Genomic DNA, 18,112 nt, shown 5'->3' with positions numbered 1-18,112 from the left:
AGGATCGAGCCACGATGACGAAGACCCCCCGCAGCGTGGGCCGCCCCTCCGCACGGGTGCTCACCGAGGAGCGGATCCTCGACGCCGCGTTCCGGCTCAGCGCCGAGCGCACCCCGCAGCGCTTCACCATGACCGCGCTGGCCGAATCCCTGGGCGTGCGCACGTCTGCGCTCTACCACCACTTCGCCAACCGCGACGCCGTGATCCGCGCCATGCGCGGCCGCGTCAGCCGCTCGCTCGCCACGCCCGTCCCCCGCGAGCTGCCCGTGGAGGAGGCCCTGCTCGCCTGGGCGCACAGCTACCGCGACGCCGCCATCGCCGCCCCGCAGGCCATGGTCATGCTCGCCACCTCGCCCATCGACGCCGACGAGGGCTCCTTCGCCGACTACGAGCAGATCGCCGTGCTGCTCGCCGACGACGGCTGGCCCACCGACACGATCGTCGACGCGATCGTCGCCCTGGAGTCGTTCATCATCGGCTCCGCGCTCGACGCCCTCGCCCCCGCCGACAACATGTCGCCGAAAGACCTGGCCCCCGCCTACCCGACCTTCACCGCGGCCGAGAGCGCGCGGGCGCGGCTCAGCACCGATCCCGCCCGGCGCACCTTCGAGATCGGCGTGCGGGCGCTCATCCACGGCCTCACCGCCTGGGCGCGCGAGGGGCGCGACTGACCTCCGCCGTAAAGTGGACGGGTGGCCTCCCCCGCAGCTGACGACTACCTGAAGACCGTCTACGCCCACACCGAATGGCAGGACGCGCCGATCACCCCGTCCGTGCTGGCGGCCAAGCTCGGCATTGCCCCGTCGTCCGTCACCGAGATGGTGAAGAAGCTCGCCGCCGCCGGGCTCGTGTCGCACGTGCCCTACGGCGCCGTACGGCTGACCGACGCCGGCACCGTCCGCGCCCTCGCGATGGTGCGGCGCCACCGCCTCATCGAGACGTGGCTTGTGCAGGAGTTCGGCTACGGGTGGGACGAGGTGCACGACGAGGCCGAGGTGCTCGAGCACACCATCAGCGACCGGCTGCTCGAGGGCATCGACGCCCGCCTCGGCCGCCCGCGCTTCGACCCGCACGGCGACGCGATCCCCGACGCGGACGGCCGTGTCGAGCGGGAGCCGTTCGTGCTGCTCGCCGACGCCGCGGAGGGCCACACGGGCCGCGTGCTCCGGGTGGACGACCGCGACCCCGAGCTGCTGCGCGCACTGGAAGCGCTGGGCCTCACCGTCGGCGCGACCGTGGCCGTGACCGCCACGGGTGTCGCGCTGGACGGCGCCGAGGTCGCGCTCCCCGAGGGCGCGGCCGGTGTCGTCTGGCTCACGACCTGAGACCTCCCGGAAACACGCGGCCTCTAGGCTGTGCACATGGCACACCGCGACGACATCGAATGCTGGCTCACCGACATGGACGGCGTGCTCGTCCATGAGAACGACGCCATCCCCGGGGCATCCGAACTCCTCGCCGGATGGGAGCGCAACGACATCCCCTACCTGGTGCTGACGAACAACTCGATCTTCACCGCCCGCGACCTGTCCGCCCGGCTCCGCCAGAGCGGCCTCGTCGTGCCGGAGGAGCGCATCTGGACCTCCGCGCTCGCGACCGCCGACTTCCTCGCGCAGCAGCTCCCCGGCGGCTCGGCGTTCGTGATCGGCGAGGCGGGCATCCTCACCGCGCTGCACGAGGCCGGGTTCATCATGACCGAGACGAACCCCGACTTCGTGGTGGTCGGCGAGACCCGCAACTACTCGTTCGAGGCGATCACGAAGGCGATCCGCCACATCATCAACGGCTCGCGGTTCATCGTCACCAACCCCGACGCGACGGGTCCGAGCGTCGACGGCGTGCTCCCGGCGACGGGTGCGATCGCGGCGCTCATCACGAAGGCCACCGGCAAGGAGCCGTACGTGGTCGGCAAGCCCAACCCGATGATGTTCCGCTCCGCGCTCAACAAGATCGGCGCGCACTCGAAGAAGACGGGCATGATCGGCGACCGCATGGACACCGACATCGTGGCCGGCATCGAGGCGGGTCTGCACACGGTGCTCGTGATGACCGGCATCAGCGACCGGCGCAGCATCGAGCAGTACCCGTTCCGGCCGGACGAGATCGTCGACTCGGTCGCCGACCTGCTGCCCACCATCACCGAGTCGATCCCCACGCTGGACGAGGACTGACATGGGCGCCCTCGACGACGGCGAGCGCATCACGGCGGCCGACGCCGCCGCGTGGCGCGCCTGGCTCGAGGAGAACCACGCGCGCGCGGACGGGGTGTGGCTGCTGAGCGTCCGCGGCCGCTCCACCACGGGCGTCGGCTACGACGACGCGGTGCGGCAGGCCCTGTGCTTCGGGTGGATCGACGGACCCGTGCGCCGGTTCGACGACGAGACGAACGGCCAGTGGTTCTCGCCGCGCCGGCCGGGCAGCGGGTGGGCGGCGACCAACAAGGCGCGGATCGCGGAGCTGGAGGCGGCCGGGCTGATGCATCCGGCCGGCATCCGCGTGCTGGAGGCCGCGAAGGCGAACGGCTCGTGGACCGTGCTCGACGGACCCGAGGCGGGCATCGAGCCGGAGGAGCTGACCGCGGCCCTCGACGCCGACCCCGCCGCGCGCGCGAACTGGGACGCGTTCCCGAAGTCGGTGAAGAAGTTCGGGCTCACGCACATCGCGATGGCCAAGCGACCGGAGACGAGGGCCGCCCGGATCGCGAAGATCGTGGCGGACGCCGCGGAGGGGAAACGCCCATGACTCAGAGCGACCTGCTGTTCCTGGTGCTGGTCCTCATCACGCTCACGTCGCTGACCGTGCTGGTGGTGCAGCTCGTGCGCTCGCGCCGCCGCGGCGGGTCGGACGACGGCCGCGCCGGCTGGTGGGAGGGCCCCTGGGACGACGACGACCGGAAGCGCTGAGCCCCGGCCGCCGTCACGTCAGGAGGCCAGCGACGCCCCGGGGATCGCGGCCAGCAGCTCGCGCGTGTACGGGTGCTGCGGGTCGTCGAAGATGCGCTCCGGCGTGCCGCTCTCGACCACCACGCCGCGCTGCATCACGTGCACCTCGTCGGAGATCATCCTCACCACGGCGAGGTCGTGGCTGATGAACAGGTAGCTGAGGCCGAGCCGCTGCTGCAGGTCGGCGAGCAGGTCGAGGATCTGCGCCTGCACCAGCACGTCGAGCGCCGACACGGCCTCGTCGAGCACCACCAGCTCGGGCTCCAGCGCCAGAGCCCGGGCGATCGCCACGCGCTGCCGCTGTCCGCCGGAGAGCTCGTGCGGCAGCCGCTCGGCCATCGCAGCCGGGAGTGCCACCTGCTCCAGCAGTTCGAGCACGCGGGCGTGACGCGTGGCCGCGGTGCCGATCCGGTGCACGCGCAGCGGTTCCGCGATGGACTGCTCCACGGTGAAGCGCGGGTCGAGCGAGGCGTACGGGTTCTGGAACACCGGCTGCACGCGGCGGCGCAGCGCGAACAGCTCCTTGCGGCGCAGCGTGGTGAGGTCGAGCCCGTCGAACAGGATCGAGCCGGACGTCGCGTCCTCCAGTCCCAGCACCATGTTCGCGGTGGTGGACTTGCCCGACCCCGACTCGCCCACGATCGAGACGGTGGTGCCGCGGCGGATCGTGAAGCTCACGCCGTCGACCGCCGTGAACGTCTGCGGCTCCCCCGCCTTGGCCCCGCGCACGGGGAACTCCTTGCGGAGGTCGCGGATCTCCACGAACGGCACGGCGTCGCTCGCCGCGGTGCGCACGGGCAGCGCGTCGCGGCGGGACGAGAGGCTCGGGGCCGCCGCGAGCAGCTGCCGGGTGTACTCGTGCTGCGGGTCGCCCAGCACCTGCGCCGACGTGCCCTCCTCGACCACGCGGCCGCGGAACATCACCACGATGCGGTCGGCGCGCTCGGCCGCGAGCGCCAGGTCGTGCGTGATCAGGAACACCGCGGTCCCCAGCTCCCCGGTGAGCTCGTCGAGCTGGTCGAGGATGCGGCGCTGCACCGTCACGTCGAGCGCACTCGTCGGCTCGTCGGCGATCAGCAGCCGCGGCTTGCACGCGAGCCCCATCGCGATCAGCACGCGCTGGCGCATGCCGCCGGAGAACTCGTGCGGATACTGCCGCGCGCGGCGGGCGGCGTCGGCGATACCCACCATCTCCAGCAGCTCGACCACGCGGGCCTTGGTGGCCTCGCCGCTCGTGTAGCCGTGCACCTCCAGCGCCTCGCCGATCTGCTCCCCCACGCGCATGAGCGGGTTGAGGTTCGACATCGGGTCCTGCGGCACCAGGCCGATCCCGGCGCCGCGCAGCGAGATCATGGCGCTCTCGGGCAGGTCGGTCAGCTCCCGGCCGTCGAAGCGGATGCTGCCCGCCGTGATCACGCCGTTCTCGGGCAGCAGGCGGTTGACGGCGGCGGCCGTGGTGGACTTCCCGGATCCGGATTCGCCGACCACCGCGACCGTCTCGCCCGCGGCAATGTCGATGCTCACGCCGCTGATCGCGGTGACCAGTTCGGAACCGGTGCGGAAGGCGACGGCGAGGTCGTCGATGCTCAGCACGGGCGGAGTGGTGCTCATGGGGTACTCGTTCCTTCGGGGTGCAGGAGGGCGGGAAGCGCCGCGCGCCACAGCGTGTCGGTCGGGGCGACCTCGGCGGCCAGCAGGCGGGTGCTCAGCAGCACGGCCGCGGTGCCGGTGCCGGGGAACAGGCCGAGCGCGCAGCCGGTGTAGCCGGGGTGCCACAGCATCCGGGTGGGCTGTCCGGCGAGCGCGACCGTGTCGCTGCGCCAGCCGAGGGCCTGCCCGGGGTCGGGGCCGTCGCGGAACACGTCGGCGACCGCGTCGGGGGGCCACAGGTCGGCGTGCTGCTCGGCGTCGGCCAGGGCGGAGCCGAGCGTGAGCAGGTCGTCGACCGTGCCGAACAGCCCCGCGTGACCGGAGACACCGCCCAGCGCGTGGAAGCAGTTGCCGTCGTTCACGGCGCCGGCGATCTCGTGCTCACGCCACGGGAAGTGCCGCCGCGACGTGAGGATCGGGTAGGGCTCGCCGGTCGCGACCATGCGCCGCTCCGCCGCGTCCCCGATGCCGGACGAGGCCACGGGCGCGCCGACCGGACCGTAGCCCGTGTGGTCGAGGCCGAGCGGCGCGGTGACGAGCTCGCGCACCGCCGCATCGAGCGGCAGCCCGGTGACCTGGGCGATGAGGCGGCCGAGCAGGATGAAGCCGAGGTCGGAGTAGTGCCGTCCCTCGTCGAGGCCGTAGCGCAGCGGCAGCGCGTCGACGGTCGCCGCGGCATCCGCGTGGGTCGGGTCGAGGTACAGCGGCTGCCACTCCCACAGCCCGGCGCGGTGCAGCAGCAGGTGGCGCACGGTGGTGCCCGGCGCGCAGGCGGTACCGGGGAGGTAGCGGTCGACGGAGTCGTCGACGCGGAGGTCGCCCGTGCTCACCAGGCGCAGCACGGCCGTGGTGGTCGCGGCGACCTTCGACACCGACGCCAGGTCGAACGCGGTGTCGCGCGTGACCGGGGTGCCGGCGAGGTCCGCGAGTCCGCCCACCGCGACGTCGCGGCCGTCCCGGGTCGCGACACCCGCGGCGACGGCGCGCGGCGCGGTCGTCCCGGAAAGGACCGCGGCGACGGCCTGCGCGGCGCTCACACCCCGGCCCTTCGTGCTCCGTGACCGCTCACGACGCCGACGCCTCCGTGAGTGTCAGCGAGTCGATCGCGGCGACGGGCTCCGGCATGTGCAGCGGGCCGGAGCCGGGCGTGATCGTGCCGAGGATGCGCGGCTCGCGCGCGCCCGTGCCGCCGGGGACGATCGCCGGGACGCCGTGCATGGTCGCCCAGCCGATCAGCGCGAGCAGGATCGCCTCCTTGCTGTCGGCGGGCGCACCCAGCTCATCGGCCAGCACGACCTCGGTCTGCGGCAGCGCGGCGCGCAGCCCGTCGAGGATCAGCGGGTTGCGGCAGCCGCCGCCCGACACCGCCAGGAACCCGATGCCCGCGGCCTCCACGTCGCGCGCGACCGTGCGGACCGTCAGCTCGGTGAGCGTGCGCACCACGTCGGCGACCGGGATCTCGCGGCCCTGCGCCGCCAGGTGCTCCTGCACGTAGGCCAGGTGGAAGTGCTCCTTGCCCGTGCTCTTGGGCGGCGTCAGCGCGTAGTAGGGGTCGGCGAGCAGCGCGTCGAGCAGCGCCTCGTCGACGCTACCCGTGCGGGCGATCGCGGCGTCGTCGTCGTAGCCGAGCGGGTTCAGGCCGTGCTCCACGATGACCGCGTCGACCAGGGCGTTCGCCGGGCCGATGTCGTAGGCGACCAGGCCGTCCGGGCGCACGACCGTCATGTTGGAGATGCCGCCGAGGTTCAGCGCCGCCGAGACCCCCGCGCGCCCGCGCAGCAGCAGCTCGTCGAGGAACGACACGAGCGGGGCGCCGTGGCCGCCGGCGGTGATGTCGCGGATGCGGATGTCGGACACGACCGGGACCCCGAGCTTCTCGGCGATCCACGCGGGCTGCCCGATCTGGAGCGTGCCCAACGCGTGCGCGCCGTCGACCCAGTGGTACACGGTCTGCCCGTGCGAGCACACCGCGTCGACGCCGCCGACCTCGGCCGCGATGACGGCCGCCACGTCCGCGAAGGCCTGGCCGATGAGGGTGTCGAGCTCCGCGACCTCGGCGAGCGTGGTCGGGGCGGGCGGGAGGGCCGCGATCAGCCGCGCCCGCAGCTCCGGGGCGTAGGGCACGCTCGTGGCGGCGAGCACGGTGCCGGTGACGTCGACGCCGTGGTCGGTGAAGCCCCCGCTGGTCGCGAAGTCCACCACGGCGGCGTCGATCCCGTCGTGCGAGGTGCCGGAGATCAGTCCGAGGACGCGCATCAGTTCTCCTCCAGTGCGGTGCGCAGGCGTCCACCTGCGGCGGCGAGTCGGGTGGTGGCCGCGGCGACGTCTTCGCCGCGGACGAGCAGGACGGCGGCGACCTTGACGTCCCACGCGGCGGTCTCCAGCGCCGCGACCGCGGTGTCGCGGTCGACCCCGGCGATCGTGCGGACCATGCGGATCGCGCGCTCGCGGAGCTTGTGGTTCGTGGCCTTCACGTCGACCATCAGGTTGCCGTAGGCCTTGCCGTTGCGCACCATCGCGATGGTGGAGAACATGTTGAGCACGAGCTTCTGCGCCGTGCCGGACTTCAGGCGCGTGGAGCCGGACAGCACCTCGGGGCCGACCTCGACCTCGATGCCGTGCTCGGCGGTGGCGCTCAGCACGGTGCCGGCGTTGCACGACAGCCCGACGCTCAGCGCCCCGAGCTCCCTGGCCCGGCGCACGGCGGCGACCACGTAGGGCGTGCGGCCGCTCGAGGCGATGCCGATCACGGTGTCGAGCGGACCGATGCCCGCGGCGTCGATCGCGGCGGCCCCCGCGTCGGCGTCGTCCTCCGCGCCCTCCACGGGGTTCACGATCGCACCGGGGCCTCCGGCCATGATCGCGAACACCAGCTCGGGCGGCGTGCTGAACGTGGGCGGGCACTCCGAGGCGTCGAGCACGCCGATGCGACCGGGTGTGCCCGCGCCCACGTAGACGAGGCGCCCGCCGCGGGCCATGCGCTGCGCCGTCGCCTCGATCGCCGGGACGATCTGCGGCAGCGCGCGCTGCACGGCCGCGGGCACGGTGGCATCCGCGTCGTTCATGGTCTGCGCGAGCTCCGCCACGCTCATCTGGTCGAGCCGGGCGTACCGCGGGTCGCTGGCCTCGGTGGCGAGGGCGCCGAGATCCTCCAGGGTCATCGCTTCCCCCGGTTCCGCGGGTCGAGGCTGTCGCGCAGACCGTCGCCGAGCAGGTTGAGTCCCACCACGAGCAGCACCACGACCACGCCCGGCGCGATCATGGTCCACGGCGCGATGGTGACGAGCGTGCGCGCCTCGAAGATCATCGAGCCGAGCGAGGGCGCGGGCGGCGGCGTGCCGAGGCCGAGGAAGCTGAGCGACGCCTCGGTCAGCACGGCCCACGACAGCGACAGCGTGACCTGCACGATGATGATCGACGTGATGTTGGGCAGCACGTGCCGGAACATGGTCGCCATGCGGGCCTGACCCGTGCTCTTGGCGGCCTTGACGTACTCCACCTCGCGCAGCGACAGCACGGGGCCGCGCGTGACGCGGATGAAGATCGGCACGTAGACGATCGCGATGGCCACCGCGATCGTGAACCAGTTGCGGTCGAACACCGAGGCGAGCGACAGCGCGAGCAGCAGCGGCGGGAACGCGAACAGCACGTTGGTGACGGCGGTGATCGCGCCGTCGGAGATGCCGCGGTAGAAGCCGGCGATGAGACCGCACACGGTGCCAACGACGGTGGCGAACGCGACGGCGACGACCGAGATCAGCGCGGAGTTCGCGACACCGGCGGCCACGCGCGAGAACACGTCGCGGCCGAACTGATCGGTGCCGAACCAGTGCGTCGCCGACGGCGGCTGGAGCCGGGACGGCGGGTCCTGCGCGAGCGGGTCGAACGGCAGCAGCCCGAACGCCGAGACGATGCTGAGCACCGCGAGCAGGAACACGATGACGAGGCCGGCGAGCCCGCTGCGGCTGCGCAGCAGGAGGCGTACGCGCTCCATGGTGCGCCCGCCGCCGGGGGCGAGGGCCGGGGTCTGAGAGATGTCGGTCATGCGGCACGCACCCGGGGATCGATGACCCGGTAGAGCAGGTCGGTGAGCAGGTTGACGATGACGAAGGCGAGCGCGATCACCAGCACGGTGCTCTGCACGAGCGCGTACTCCTTCTGCTGGATGCCGAGCAGCACCTGACGGCCGATCCCGGGCAGCGAGAAGATCTGCTCGACCACGACGGCACCGCCGAGGAGGTAGCCGAACTGCAGGCCGGTCATGGTGACGATCGGCACGAGCGCGTTGCCGAGCACGTGGCGCACCTGGAGGCGGCGGGGAGGCACGCCCTTGGCCCGCGCGGTGCGGATGAAGTCGTTGGCGCGGATCTCCAGCACGGCGGTGCGCGTCGTGCGCATGATGGGCGCGGCGATGCCGAAGCCGAGCACGATCGACGGCAGCAGCATCTGCTGGAGGTTCAGCAGCGGGTCGTCGAACAGCCGCGCGTAGCCCTGGCCGTTGGGGTTGAAGCCGAGCGACTGCGCGAGGATCGCCAGCAGCGCGGTGCCGAGCAGGAACGCGGGGATGGAGAGCCCGGCGAGTCCGACGACCTGGCCCACGCCGTCGCGGAGCGAGTCGGGCTTCGAGGCCGACAGCATGCCCAGCGGGATGCCGATCGCGAGGGCGATCACGATCGACAGGATCGCGAGCTCGAACGTGACGGGCAGGGCGGCCGCGGTCAGGTCGAGCACGCTGGTCTGCGCCCGCGACGAGAAGCCGAGGTTGCCGGTGAAGATGTTGCCGAGCCAGGAGAAGAACTGCACGAACAGCGGCTGGTCGAGGCCGTAGTAGGCCTCCAGCGCCTCGCGCTGCGCGGGGGTGAGCGCCGCGGCCTCGGTGCCCAGTCCCGAGCTGATCTGGTCGCCGGGGATGGCGCGCAGCATCAGGAAGACGAACACGGCGACGCCGAAGAGGGTGCCGAGGGCTGCGAGGATGCGTCGCAGCACGCTGTTGCGGAGGAGCTGTCTGAACATGCGCGTGTGAGGATGCCTGTCGTCGGTGGGGAGCGAGGGGGCGCGGACGGCCGCGCCCCCTCGGTCCGCTACTGGATGGAGGTGGTCCGCAGGTACTGCAGCGAGCCGTTCGCCATCGGGGTGAAGCCGTTCACGCTCGTGGCGGTGGCCGTGTAGGTGTAGCTGGTGAACAGCCAGATCCACGCGGCGTTGTCCTCGAGGTTCTCGGAGACCTCGGCGTAGATCTCCTTGCGCTTCTCGGTGTCGGCGGTCTGACGGCCCTCGGCGAACAGCGCGTCGAGCTCCGGCGAGGAGTAGCCGGCGACCTTGTTCAGGTTGCCCGTGCTGGTGAAGTAGCGCCCGTACATGCCGTCGGGGTCGGGGCGTCCGCCGTTGAGGGCGACCGCGGCGTCGAAGTCGGCGGCGATCCAGCGGTCGACGAACGCACCGGACTCGAGCACCTCGAGGTCGAGCGTGATGTTCGCGTCGGCGAGCTGCGCCTTCAGGTTCTGCGCCTCGTTGACGGAGGTGGCGTACTCGCCCTGCGAGACGATCGTCTGGATGGTGACGCCGTCCTCCTTGCCCGCCTTCTTCAGGTACTCGGCCGCCTTGTCGAGGTCGCGCTCGGGGCACGGGCGCGCGTCGGGGTCGGACTTGAACGCGGGAGAGGTGATCGGGCCGGTGACCTCGCCCTCGCCGAGCGCGGCGGTCTCCAGCACCTCCTCGCGGTCGATGGCGCACTGGATCGCCAGGCGCACGTTCACGTCGGCCAGGTCGCCGCGCGTGGCGTTGAGCTGCAGGGCGTGGTAGCTGAGCTGCGGGGTGGTGGCGACCTCGACGTTCGCGCCCTCGGCGGTCTGCGCGACCAGCGGGTCGTCGAACACGGCGAGCTGCACGTTGCCCGACTGCATGGCAGACACGATGGACGACTCGTCGGGGATCACGCGGAACTCGACCGTGTCGAGCAGCGCCTTGTCGCCCCAGTAGTCGTCGTTCTTGGCGAGCGTGAGCGACTGGCTGGCGGTGCGGTCCTCCAGCACGAACGGGCCGGTGCCGTTGGGGGTGGTGTTGAGCGCCTCCTCGGTGTCGTCGGAGGAGAGCATGGCCATGTTGATCACGGCGAGGTTCGCGGGCAGCGCAGCGTCGGGGGCGCTGAGGGTGAGCGTGACGGTGTTCTCGTCGGTGGCCTCGACCGCGGTGACGGAGGCGAGCGAGCTGCGCGCGACCGCGGCTGTGGCCTCGGCGGCGATCGCGTCCAGCGAGTACTTCACGTCTTCGGAGCCGAACGTGCTGCCGTCGGCGAACGTGACGCCCTCGCGGAGGTGGAAGGTGACGGTGAGGCCGTCGTCGGAGACGTCCCACGACTCGGCGAGGCCGGGCACGACGTTGAGGTCCTCGTCGAACTCGGTCAGCGTGCCGTACAGGTTCTGCAGCACGTTGACGGCCTGGAACTGGGTGGCCTTCCACGGGAACAGGGTGTCGGGGTCGCTGGTGACGCCGATCACGAGGTCGCCGCCGGCCGATCCGCCCGCGGAGGGCGAGGGGTTCGACGCCGGCGCGGAACACCCGGTGATGACGAGCGCCATGGCGACGCCCGCGGCGGAGAGAGCGCCGAATGACGCCCGCCGTACTGTGCTCATGCTGTTTCCTCCTGGCTGGGGACCGCGTCGCCCTGGCTCGGATCAGGCGGTGCTGCCTGACGTCCCGCGGAACATCGTCGGTCTGGGTGGTACCAAAAGTACACGAACGTCGCTGTTGATGTAACAGAAGTTCCTCTACTGTTATGAACACCGATCGGAGAACACATGTCCCACGATGCCGCCCGCGACGACGCCGGCGCTCCCCCCGTGCTGGTGCGCATGCGCGCGATCCGCCCCGAGCTCCGCCCCAGCGAGCAGCGCATCGCCGACCTGTTCCTCGCCGATCCCGCCGCGACCGCGGGACTCTCGGTCGCCGAGCTCGCGCACCGCTGCGACACCTCCACCACCTCCGTCGTGCGCTTCTGCAAGCGACTCGGCTACGAGCACGTGCGGGAGCTGCGCAACCACGTGCTGCGCGAGGTCGAGCGCGAGACCTACGACACCGCCGCACTCCCCGCCGTGTCGGGCGACATCGACCGCAACGACACCCTGGCCGACATCGTGGCCAAGGTCTCCCTCGCCGAGACCCTGTCACTGGCCGATACCGCGAAGGTGCTCGACACCGAGTCGCTGCGCGCCGCGGTCGAGGCGATCACCTCCGCCACCCGTGTCGACATCTTCGGCGTCGGCGCGAGCTCGATCGTCGGACTCGACCTCCAGCGCAAGCTCACCCGCATCGGCCGCACCGCGCTGGAGTGGTCGGACCCGCACGCCGCCTGGACCTCTGCGGCGACGCTCGGACCGGGCAACGTCGCCATCGCGGTGTCGCACAGCGGCGCGACCACCGACACGATCGAGTTCCTGCTGCTCGCCCGCACGGCCGGCGCGACCACCATCGCGATCACCAACCACGCGGGCGCCCCGCTCGCCGGGCAGGCCGACGTCGTGCTGACCACCGCGGCGAGGGAGACCGGATTCCGCTCCGGCGCGCTGGGCAGCCGCATCGCGCAGCTCATGGTCGTGGACTGCATCTTCATCGGTGTCGCGCAATCGAACTACGACCGGTCGATGGAGGCACTCCGCGACACCTTCGCCGCCGTGCACCACGCGCGGGCCAGCGGCGCATGACCCCCGCGCCCCGCCGCATCCGGGTGGGACTCTTCAGCGCGTTCGCCGGGCTCGGCGTGACCGCGGCGTTCGTGCCGGCGCTGCTGCCCGCCGCGGAGCGCGACCTGAGCGCCGGCCTGAGCGCTGCCGTTCCCGCGCTGTTCGCCGGGCTCCTGGTGGGCGTGCTCGCGTCCGGGCCGCTGTTGACCGGGCGTCCGCCGCGCACGACGCTCCTGCTGGGCAGCGCCGTGCAGGCCGTCGCGGTCGCTGCGGCGGCCCTGGCTCCCGCCCCGGCGGTGTTCCTCGTCGCGGCGACGCTGTGCGGGTTCGGGTTCGGGCTGGTCGAGGCCTCGGGGGCCGTCGCGGCCAAGAGCCTGAGCACGGGCAGCACGACCGGGCTGCTGAGCGCCCTGCTCGGAACGGTGGCGGTGTGCGCCGCGATCACCCCGCTCGTGGTCGCTGCCGGTGCCGGCTCGCGCTCTCTGCTCGCGCTGCTCGGCCTGGTGCCGCTGCTCGCCGTCGTCCTGCTCGCCGGACGCACGCCGGCCGCGCAGCCGGTGGACGCTCCGCCGCAGCGCGACCTGCGAGCGCTGTCGGTGCTGCTGCCGTTCGCCCTCGCGCTGCCGCTGTACGTCGGGGTCGAGACCGTGCTGTCCGGCTGGTCGGCCGTGATCCCCGAGCGGATCCTCCCGATCGATCCGGCCGCCGCGGCACTCGGCACCTCAGCGTTCTGGGCGCTGATGGCGCTCGGGCGCTTCACGGCCGCCGGGCTGCGACGGCGGGACGTGCCCCCGGTCGCGATCCTCACGGGCGGCACGGCGACCGCGGCGGTGCTGCTGGCGGTGGCCGGGCTGCTCGTCGCCTCGCAGCCGGTGGGGGCGCTGATCGCGCTGGCCGCCGTCGTGGTGCTGCTCGCCCCCAGCTACGGCCTCATCCTCGGGCTCGCGCTCGACCGGCTCGACCCCGCGCGGGGGGCCGCCGTGACCGGGGCGCTGGTGGCGTGCGGAGCGGTGGGCGGAACGGCCGTGCCGACGCTGGTGCTGCTGGCGGGCGGGGACCCCGCGGCCACCCCGACGTTCCTCGTGACGGCGGCGCTGTGCGCGGTCGTCCCGCTGCTGCTGTGGCGCGCGGCCGGAGTGCCGCGGACCGCCGTGGTCGACTGAGCCCCGGCGCTTCTCCTCCACACCCGGCGCTCCGCGACGATCGCTCGCAGATACCGGAATACCCGCGACCCCTCGGCAGGCTGCGACGTACTCTCGAAGCCACCCCTCCGAACGAAGGACCATCCATGTCGCCCGAGATCCTCGCCGTCGTCGTCAGCGCGATCGGCATCGTGCTCACGCTCGGCACGAGCCTGTTCGGCGCCATGACCTGGGTGGTCCGCCGCATCGACGCTCGCGTCGACGGACTCGACGAGAAGCTCAGCCGCCGGATCGACGCGGTCGCGGCCGACGTCACCGAACTCAAGATCTCCGTTGCCCGACTCGAGGGGCCGCCACGACACCTCCTGACCGCCCGCAACTGACCGCCAGACCGAACCGGAGAAGACCATGTCGCCCGAGATCCTCGCCGTCGTCGTCAGCGCGATCGGCATCGTGCTCACGCTCGGCACGAGCCTGTTCGGCGCCATGACCTGGGTCGTCCGCCGCATCGACGCCGTCGACGAGAAACTCAGCACCCGGATCGACGTCGTCGACGAGAAGCTCAGCCGCCGGATCGACGCCGTGGACGACAAGCTCAGCGCCCAGATCGACGCGGTCGCGGCCGACGTCACCGAACTCAAGATCTCCGTCGCCCGACTCGAGGGGCCGCCACGACACCTGCTGACCGCCCGCCGCTGAGGGCGCGGTCGCCTAGCGGAGCACGAGCGCGGCAGCCCCGATCAGCGGCCCCTCGTCGCCCAAGCCCGAGCGCACCACGCGGGTGCGTCGGGAGTACGGATGCACCGCGTGCGCCGTGAGCGCCTGCTGCACGAGGTCGACGTAGTCATCCGACACCCGCGAGAAGCCGCCGCCGATCGCGACGACGTCCAGGTCGACCAGGGTCGCGGCGTCGGCCAGCGCCTCCCCGACCGCGCGGGCCGAGCGCTCGATCGCGGCGCGGGCGACGGCGTCTCCCGCTGCGGCGTCGCGCGCCAGGTCTTCCCCCGTCGCCCCCTGCCAGCCCTGCTCGCGCGCCCACGCCGCGCTCGCGGGTCCGGCCGCGATCTCCTCCAGCGTCAGACCGCCCTCACGACGGACCTGGCCGAGGTGCCCGGCGTTGCCCGTCGCACCGGGCACGTAGGCACCCGCGACCACGAAGCCCCCGCCGACCCCGGTCGAGACCACGATCGACAGCGAGGCACGGGCCTCCCGCGTGGCGCCCAGCCACGACTCGGCGAGCGCGAGCGCCCCGCCGTCGTGCCCGAGCACGGTCGGCAGTTCCTCGCCCCGCACCGCGGTGACGGCCGCGCGCACCGCAGCGACGAGGCCGAAGCCGTGCGCGAGCGGCATGTTCACCGGCAGGATCGTTCCGTCGGTGCGGTCGACCGGCCCGGCGCTGCCGATGCCCGCCCCCACGAGCTCGGCGTCGGCGGGCAGCGCGGCCAGGGCGTGCCGCACGATCGCGTCGACCGCGGCGATCAGCGTCTCCGGGGTGGCCTCGCGACCGGTCGCCTGCCGGCTGCGGCTGCCGTCGACCAGCGTGCCGTCCTCGGTGACGAGCGCGGCCTCCATCTTGGTGCCGCCCACGTCGACGGCCAGCGCGTGGCGGGTCACTGCGGGTCGAGCCCGAGGTCGTCGAGGTCGAACGCGGCCCGCCACTCCAGGCCCTCCGCCTCGATGGCAGCCTGCGCGCCGGTCTTGCGGTCGACGATCACCGCGACCGCCACGACCTCGGCGCCCTCCTTGCGCAGCGCCTCGACGGCCTTGAGCGCGGACTGCCCGGTGGTCGAGGTGTCTTCGAGCACGACGACGCGCTTGCCCTTCACGTCGGCACCCTCGATCTGCCGGCCGCGACCGTGGTCCTTGGGCTCCTTGCGCACCACGAACGCGTCGAGCGGACGGTCGGTGGCGACGGAGGCGTGCAGCACCGAGTTCGCGATGGGGTCGGCGCCGAGCGTCAGGCCGCCGACCGCCACGACGTCGAGGTCGGCGATCAGGTCGAGCATGATGCGGCCGATCGCGGGCGCGGCTCGGTGGTCGAGCGTGAGCTTGCGCATGTCGACGTAGTAGGTGGCCTTCTTGCCGCTGGAGAGGGTGAAGTCGCCGTGGAACACCGCTTCGTCGGTGATGAGGTCGAGGAGGGTCTGGCGGTCTGCGTCGAGTGCGGTCACGGCATCCAGTGTAGAAGGCGGTGTGGGGCCGTTCCGCGCGGATTCCGTGTCGGAGGCCGCAACTAGGCTGGGGGCATGCGCTTGGCCACCTGGAACGTCAACTCCATCCGCACCCGTGTCGCCCGCACCGTCGAGTTCGCCGTCCGTGAAGACATCGACGTGCTCGCGATGCAGGAGGTGAAGTGCAAGCCGGAGCAGTTCCCGTACGGGCCGTTCGAGGAGGCCGGGTACCACGTGGAGGTGCACGGCCTGAACCAGTGGAACGGCGTGGCGATCGCCAGCCGCCTGCCCATCACCGACGTGCGCACGGCGTTCGACGGCATGCCCGGCTTCGCCAAGGGTCACGAGGGGCCCGACGCCCCGCAGGAGGCCAGGGCGCTCGGCGTCATGGTCGACGGCGTGCGCGTGTGGAGCCTCTACGTGCCGAACGGCCGCTCCCTCGACGACCCGCACTACGTGTACAAGCTGCACTGGCTCGAGCAGCTGAAGCAGTCCACCGCCGCCGAGCTGTCGGCCAACCCCGACCTGCCGCTCGCCCTCGTCGGCGACTTCAACATCATCCCGTTCGACCACGACAACGGCGATCCCGACATCGTGGTCGGCCGTTCGACGCACGTCTCCCCCGCCGAGCGCGACGCGTTCTTCGCGCTCGCCGACGCCGGAGTCACCGATGTGGTGCGCCCGCTGCTGCCGGAGGGGTACACGTACTGGGACTACCAGCGGCTCAAGTTCCCGCGCAACGAGGGCATCCGCATCGACTTCATCCTGGGCTCGAAGACCCTGGCCGACGCGGTCACGGGCGCGTCGATCCACCGCAACGAACGCAAGGGCGAGCAGCCCAGCGACCACGTGCCGGTCGTGGTCGATCTCGATTTCGGCGGGGCCGACGCCGACGACGACCTGCCGATGATCTTCTCCTGAGCGCCCCGCGGCGCGCATCGTGACTCTCCGCCTGATCGCGACGGACCTCGACGGGACCCTGCTCGACCCGTCGGCCGCTGTCACGCCGCGTACCCGTGCGGCGCTCGACGCGGCACGGGCGGCGGGCGTCGTCGTGGTCCCGGTCACCGCCCGGCAGCCGATCGGGCTGCGCGTGATCGCGGCGGATGCGGGGTTCGAGGGCTGGACGCTGTGCGGCAACGGCGCGTATGCCACGCACCTCACCGAGGGGCGGATGCTGTTCGCCGAGGAACTGCCTCCCGCCACGCTGCGCACTCTCGCGGACGCCCTGAGCGCGAGCGTGCCGGGGCTGCTGTTCGCGAGCGTGCGCGAGGGCGGCGAGACGTTCGTGGCGCAGCACGGGTACGCCGCGGTCGCACAGCTGTCCGATCACAAGCGCGACCCCGCGACCATGGGCGGGGTGCCGCTCGACCAGGTGCTGGCCGCCCCGACGCTCAAGCTCGTGATCCGGCACCCGGAGCTCGCGCCCGCCGAGCTGTTCGCGACGCTGCGGTCGCTCGGGCTCACCGGCTTCGAGGCGACGCTGTCTGGCGCGCCGTTCGTGGAGGTCATGGCGCAGGGGGTCACCAAGGCCACGGGGCTCGCGCGGCTGTGCACGCACCTGGGCATCGACCGGGCCGAGGTCGTGGCCTTCGGCGATGCGCTCAACGACGTGGAGATGCTGCGCTGGGCCGGCCACGGCGTCGCGATGGCGCACGCCGACGCGGTGGTGCAGGAGGCGGCCGACGAGGTGGCGCCGTCGAACGCGGACGACGGCGTGGCACGGGTGATCGAGCGCCTGCTGGGCTGACCCGGGCGGTGAGGGGGTCGATCAGGATGCGGCCGCGGTCCGCGGCTTCACTCCTGTTACCTCTCCGCTCCGCCGGTTGATCCGTCTTCTCCCGCGGCCCCCCATGCCCGCAGCGCGTCGATCGCTTCACGCAGCGCGAGACCGCGTTCGGTGAGCGCGTAGGCGCGGGTGTTGTGATGGAGCGGGAGGCGTGCGAGCACACCGGCGGCCTCCAGCTCGCGCAGACGGGTCGCGAGGATGTTGGTCGGGACCCCGAGGTCGCGCTGCAGGTCGCCGTAGCGCTGGGGCCCGTCGAGCAGTCGCTCCACGATCAGCAGCGCCCAGCGCGCCCCGACGACGCCGAGTGCGGCGGCGAGGTCGCTCACGCGTCCGCGTCGGCGTCCGGCTTCATCCAGAAGGGCGAGTAGTGGTACCCGTCTGGGTCGTCGAACTGGCGCTGGTACATGAAGGGGTAGTCGTCGGTGTCGCCGATGCGCCCTCCGGCCGCTCCCGCCCGCTCGACGAGCTCGTCGACCGCCTCGCGGCTGCCGAGGTCGAAGGAGACGGTGACCTTCGAGGGCGTGTCGGCGCCGCCGACGACGTCCTCGGTGCCGCCGACGCTGGCGTACATCTCCCGGCTTCCGAGCATGACGTACTGCTCGGGGGCGATGGCGAAGCACGACACGTTGTGGTCGGACATGTCGGCGTTGAGGGTCCAGCCGATGGCCGTGTAGAAGGCGGTCGCGCGCTCGACGCTCTCGACCGGACAGGTGATGAAGAGGCTCATGCGGAGATACTT

General features: G+C 72.4%; 22 protein-coding genes. 11 read left to right on the top strand and 11 right to left on the bottom strand.

Going from position 1 to position 18,112, the window contains the following annotated elements; genetic code table 11:
* The first annotated feature begins 14 nt into the window (after positions 1-14).
* From KE274_RS06750 to KE274_RS06730, 5 genes are read left to right on the top strand one after another with little or no spacing between them, the layout of a single operon-like run.
* Positions 15-671: a TetR/AcrR family transcriptional regulator gene (locus tag KE274_RS06750; protein ID WP_211542120.1), complete on the top strand. Its 657-nt coding sequence runs from the start codon at positions 15-17 to the stop codon at positions 669-671.
* Positions 672-692: 21 nt separating this feature from the next.
* Positions 693-1,325 carry a metal-dependent transcriptional regulator gene (locus KE274_RS06745; protein WP_211542118.1) on the top strand — a complete coding sequence of 211 codons (633 nt, stop codon included), beginning with the start codon at positions 693-695 and terminating at the stop codon, positions 1,323-1,325.
* A 36-nt stretch (positions 1,326-1,361) separates the two neighbouring features.
* Positions 1,362-2,171, top strand: coding sequence for an HAD-IIA family hydrolase (locus tag KE274_RS06740; protein ID WP_211542116.1), 810 nt, complete (start codon positions 1,362-1,364; stop codon positions 2,169-2,171).
* A gap of 1 nt (position 2,172) precedes the next feature.
* Positions 2,173-2,742, top strand: a complete 570-nt coding sequence (locus KE274_RS06735; protein WP_211542114.1) for a YdeI/OmpD-associated family protein — start codon at positions 2,173-2,175, stop codon at positions 2,740-2,742.
* Positions 2,739-2,903: a hypothetical protein gene (locus KE274_RS06730; RefSeq protein ID WP_211542113.1), complete on the top strand. Its 165-nt coding sequence runs from the start codon at positions 2,739-2,741 to the stop codon at positions 2,901-2,903. The genes KE274_RS06735 and KE274_RS06730 overlap by 4 nt, the downstream gene beginning before the upstream one ends.
* An 18-nt stretch (positions 2,904-2,921) precedes the next feature.
* Here KE274_RS06730 and KE274_RS06725 read toward each other — a convergent pair whose 3' ends face one another.
* From KE274_RS06725 to KE274_RS06695, 7 genes are all read right to left on the bottom strand, one after another.
* Positions 2,922-4,553, bottom strand: a complete 1,632-nt coding sequence (locus tag KE274_RS06725; RefSeq protein ID WP_211542111.1) for an ABC transporter ATP-binding protein — start codon at positions 4,551-4,553, stop codon at positions 2,922-2,924.
* The gene (locus tag KE274_RS06720; protein ID WP_211542107.1) at positions 4,550-5,629 is read right to left on the bottom strand and encodes a serine hydrolase domain-containing protein; all 1,080 of its coding nucleotides are present in this window, start codon (positions 5,627-5,629) and stop codon (positions 4,550-4,552) included. The genes KE274_RS06725 and KE274_RS06720 overlap by 4 nt, the downstream gene beginning before the upstream one ends.
* 28 nt (positions 5,630-5,657) lie before the next feature.
* Positions 5,658-6,848, bottom strand: coding sequence for an anhydro-N-acetylmuramic acid kinase (locus KE274_RS06715; protein ID WP_211542105.1), 1,191 nt, complete (start codon positions 6,846-6,848; stop codon positions 5,658-5,660).
* Entirely contained in the window at positions 6,848-7,753 is a 906-nt protein-coding gene (murQ, locus tag KE274_RS06710) for an N-acetylmuramic acid 6-phosphate etherase (RefSeq protein ID WP_211542103.1), read from the bottom strand. Before murQ ends, KE274_RS06715 begins: the two co-directional genes overlap by 1 nt.
* Complete coding sequence (locus tag KE274_RS06705) at positions 7,750-8,637, bottom strand: ABC transporter permease (protein ID WP_211542101.1); 888 nt, start codon at positions 8,635-8,637, stop codon at positions 7,750-7,752. The genes murQ and KE274_RS06705 overlap by 4 nt, the downstream gene beginning before the upstream one ends.
* The gene (locus KE274_RS06700; protein WP_136030810.1) at positions 8,634-9,605 is read right to left on the bottom strand and encodes an ABC transporter permease; all 972 of its coding nucleotides are present in this window, start codon (positions 9,603-9,605) and stop codon (positions 8,634-8,636) included. Before KE274_RS06700 ends, KE274_RS06705 begins: the two co-directional genes overlap by 4 nt.
* Positions 9,606-9,673: 68 nt before the next feature.
* On the bottom strand, positions 9,674-11,224 hold the full coding sequence (locus KE274_RS06695) for an ABC transporter substrate-binding protein (RefSeq protein ID WP_211542099.1): 1,551 nt from the start codon (positions 11,222-11,224) through the stop codon (positions 9,674-9,676).
* A 165-nt stretch (positions 11,225-11,389) separates the two neighbouring features.
* Here KE274_RS06695 and KE274_RS06690 point away from each other — a divergent pair, with 165 nt between their 5' ends.
* The 4 genes from KE274_RS06690 to KE274_RS06675 all read left to right on the top strand — a co-directional run bounded on the left by KE274_RS06690 (position 11,390) and on the right by KE274_RS06675 (position 14,112).
* Positions 11,390-12,292, top strand: a complete 903-nt coding sequence (locus tag KE274_RS06690; RefSeq protein WP_211542097.1) for a MurR/RpiR family transcriptional regulator — start codon at positions 11,390-11,392, stop codon at positions 12,290-12,292.
* Complete coding sequence (locus KE274_RS06685) at positions 12,289-13,434, top strand: MFS transporter (protein ID WP_211542095.1); 1,146 nt, start codon at positions 12,289-12,291, stop codon at positions 13,432-13,434. Before KE274_RS06690 ends, KE274_RS06685 begins: the two co-directional genes overlap by 4 nt.
* A gap of 125 nt (positions 13,435-13,559) precedes the next feature.
* A complete protein-coding gene (locus KE274_RS06680; RefSeq protein WP_211542093.1) occupies positions 13,560-13,796 on the top strand; it encodes a hypothetical protein in 237 nt (78 codons plus the stop codon).
* A 25-nt stretch (positions 13,797-13,821) separates the two neighbouring features.
* Positions 13,822-14,112, top strand: a complete 291-nt coding sequence (locus KE274_RS06675) for a hypothetical protein (protein ID WP_211542091.1) — start codon at positions 13,822-13,824, stop codon at positions 14,110-14,112.
* Positions 14,113-14,124: 12 nt separating this feature from the next.
* On the opposite strand, the gene KE274_RS06670 is transcribed toward KE274_RS06675, so the two are convergent.
* Both KE274_RS06670 and pyrE read right to left on the bottom strand, forming a co-directional pair.
* Entirely contained in the window at positions 14,125-15,027 is a 903-nt protein-coding gene (locus KE274_RS06670) for an ROK family protein (protein WP_211542089.1), read from the bottom strand.
* Positions 15,024-15,584, bottom strand: coding sequence for an orotate phosphoribosyltransferase (pyrE, locus tag KE274_RS06665; RefSeq protein WP_211542087.1), 561 nt, complete (start codon positions 15,582-15,584; stop codon positions 15,024-15,026). Before pyrE ends, KE274_RS06670 begins: the two co-directional genes overlap by 4 nt.
* A 75-nt stretch (positions 15,585-15,659) precedes the next feature.
* Here pyrE and KE274_RS06660 point away from each other — a divergent pair, with 75 nt between their 5' ends.
* Both KE274_RS06660 and KE274_RS06655 read left to right on the top strand, forming a co-directional pair.
* Complete coding sequence (locus KE274_RS06660) at positions 15,660-16,505, top strand: exodeoxyribonuclease III (RefSeq protein ID WP_211542086.1); 846 nt, start codon at positions 15,660-15,662, stop codon at positions 16,503-16,505.
* 19 nt (positions 16,506-16,524) lie between these two features.
* Positions 16,525-17,334: an HAD family hydrolase gene (locus tag KE274_RS06655; RefSeq protein WP_211542083.1), complete on the top strand. Its 810-nt coding sequence runs from the start codon at positions 16,525-16,527 to the stop codon at positions 17,332-17,334.
* 56 nt (positions 17,335-17,390) lie between these two features.
* Here the strand turns inward: KE274_RS06655 and KE274_RS06650 are convergent, their stop codons facing one another.
* Together KE274_RS06650 and KE274_RS06645 are read right to left on the bottom strand one after the other, a co-directional pair.
* The gene (locus KE274_RS06650; RefSeq protein WP_211542082.1) at positions 17,391-17,699 is read right to left on the bottom strand and encodes a winged helix-turn-helix transcriptional regulator; all 309 of its coding nucleotides are present in this window, start codon (positions 17,697-17,699) and stop codon (positions 17,391-17,393) included.
* A complete protein-coding gene (locus KE274_RS06645) occupies positions 17,696-18,100 on the bottom strand; it encodes a VOC family protein (protein ID WP_211542080.1) in 405 nt (134 codons plus the stop codon). Before KE274_RS06645 ends, KE274_RS06650 begins: the two co-directional genes overlap by 4 nt.
* Between the last annotated feature and the right edge of the window lie 12 nt (positions 18,101-18,112).

Source organism: Microbacterium paraoxydans (genome assembly GCF_018224615.1).
Taxonomy (GTDB): domain Bacteria; phylum Actinomycetota; class Actinomycetes; order Actinomycetales; family Microbacteriaceae; genus Microbacterium; species Microbacterium paraoxydans_B.
This window is presented reverse-complemented; position numbering and strand designations above follow the sequence as displayed.

Bases quoted from the DNA above. Each gene is read 5' to 3' on its own strand.
- KE274_RS06750 (WP_211542120.1), top strand. From the start codon at position 15: ATGACGAAGACCCCCCGCAGCGTGGGCCGCCCCTCCGCACGGGTGCTC.
- KE274_RS06740 (WP_211542116.1), top strand. From the start codon at position 1,362: ATGGCACACCGCGACGACATCGAATGCTGGCTCACCGACATGGACGGC.
- KE274_RS06735 (WP_211542114.1), top strand. From the start codon at position 2,173: ATGGGCGCCCTCGACGACGGCGAGCGCATCACGGCGGCCGACGCCGCC.
- KE274_RS06730 (WP_211542113.1), top strand. From the start codon at position 2,739: ATGACTCAGAGCGACCTGCTGTTCCTGGTGCTGGTCCTCATCACGCTC.
- KE274_RS06725 (WP_211542111.1), bottom strand. From the start codon at position 4,553: ATGAGCACCACTCCGCCCGTGCTGAGCATCGACGACCTCGCCGTCGCC.
- KE274_RS06715 (WP_211542105.1), bottom strand. From the start codon at position 6,848: ATGCGCGTCCTCGGACTGATCTCCGGCACCTCGCACGACGGGATCGAC.
- murQ (WP_211542103.1), bottom strand. From the start codon at position 7,753: ATGACCCTGGAGGATCTCGGCGCCCTCGCCACCGAGGCCAGCGACCCG.
- KE274_RS06705 (WP_211542101.1), bottom strand. From the start codon at position 8,637: ATGACCGACATCTCTCAGACCCCGGCCCTCGCCCCCGGCGGCGGGCGC.
- KE274_RS06700 (WP_136030810.1), bottom strand. From the start codon at position 9,605: ATGTTCAGACAGCTCCTCCGCAACAGCGTGCTGCGACGCATCCTCGCA.
- KE274_RS06695 (WP_211542099.1), bottom strand. From the start codon at position 11,224: ATGAGCACAGTACGGCGGGCGTCATTCGGCGCTCTCTCCGCCGCGGGC.
- KE274_RS06690 (WP_211542097.1), top strand. From the start codon at position 11,390: ATGTCCCACGATGCCGCCCGCGACGACGCCGGCGCTCCCCCCGTGCTG.
- KE274_RS06685 (WP_211542095.1), top strand. From the start codon at position 12,289: ATGACCCCCGCGCCCCGCCGCATCCGGGTGGGACTCTTCAGCGCGTTC.
- KE274_RS06680 (WP_211542093.1), top strand. From the start codon at position 13,560: ATGTCGCCCGAGATCCTCGCCGTCGTCGTCAGCGCGATCGGCATCGTG.
- KE274_RS06675 (WP_211542091.1), top strand. From the start codon at position 13,822: ATGTCGCCCGAGATCCTCGCCGTCGTCGTCAGCGCGATCGGCATCGTG.
- KE274_RS06660 (WP_211542086.1), top strand. From the start codon at position 15,660: ATGCGCTTGGCCACCTGGAACGTCAACTCCATCCGCACCCGTGTCGCC.
- KE274_RS06645 (WP_211542080.1), bottom strand. From the start codon at position 18,100: ATGAGCCTCTTCATCACCTGTCCGGTCGAGAGCGTCGAGCGCGCGACC.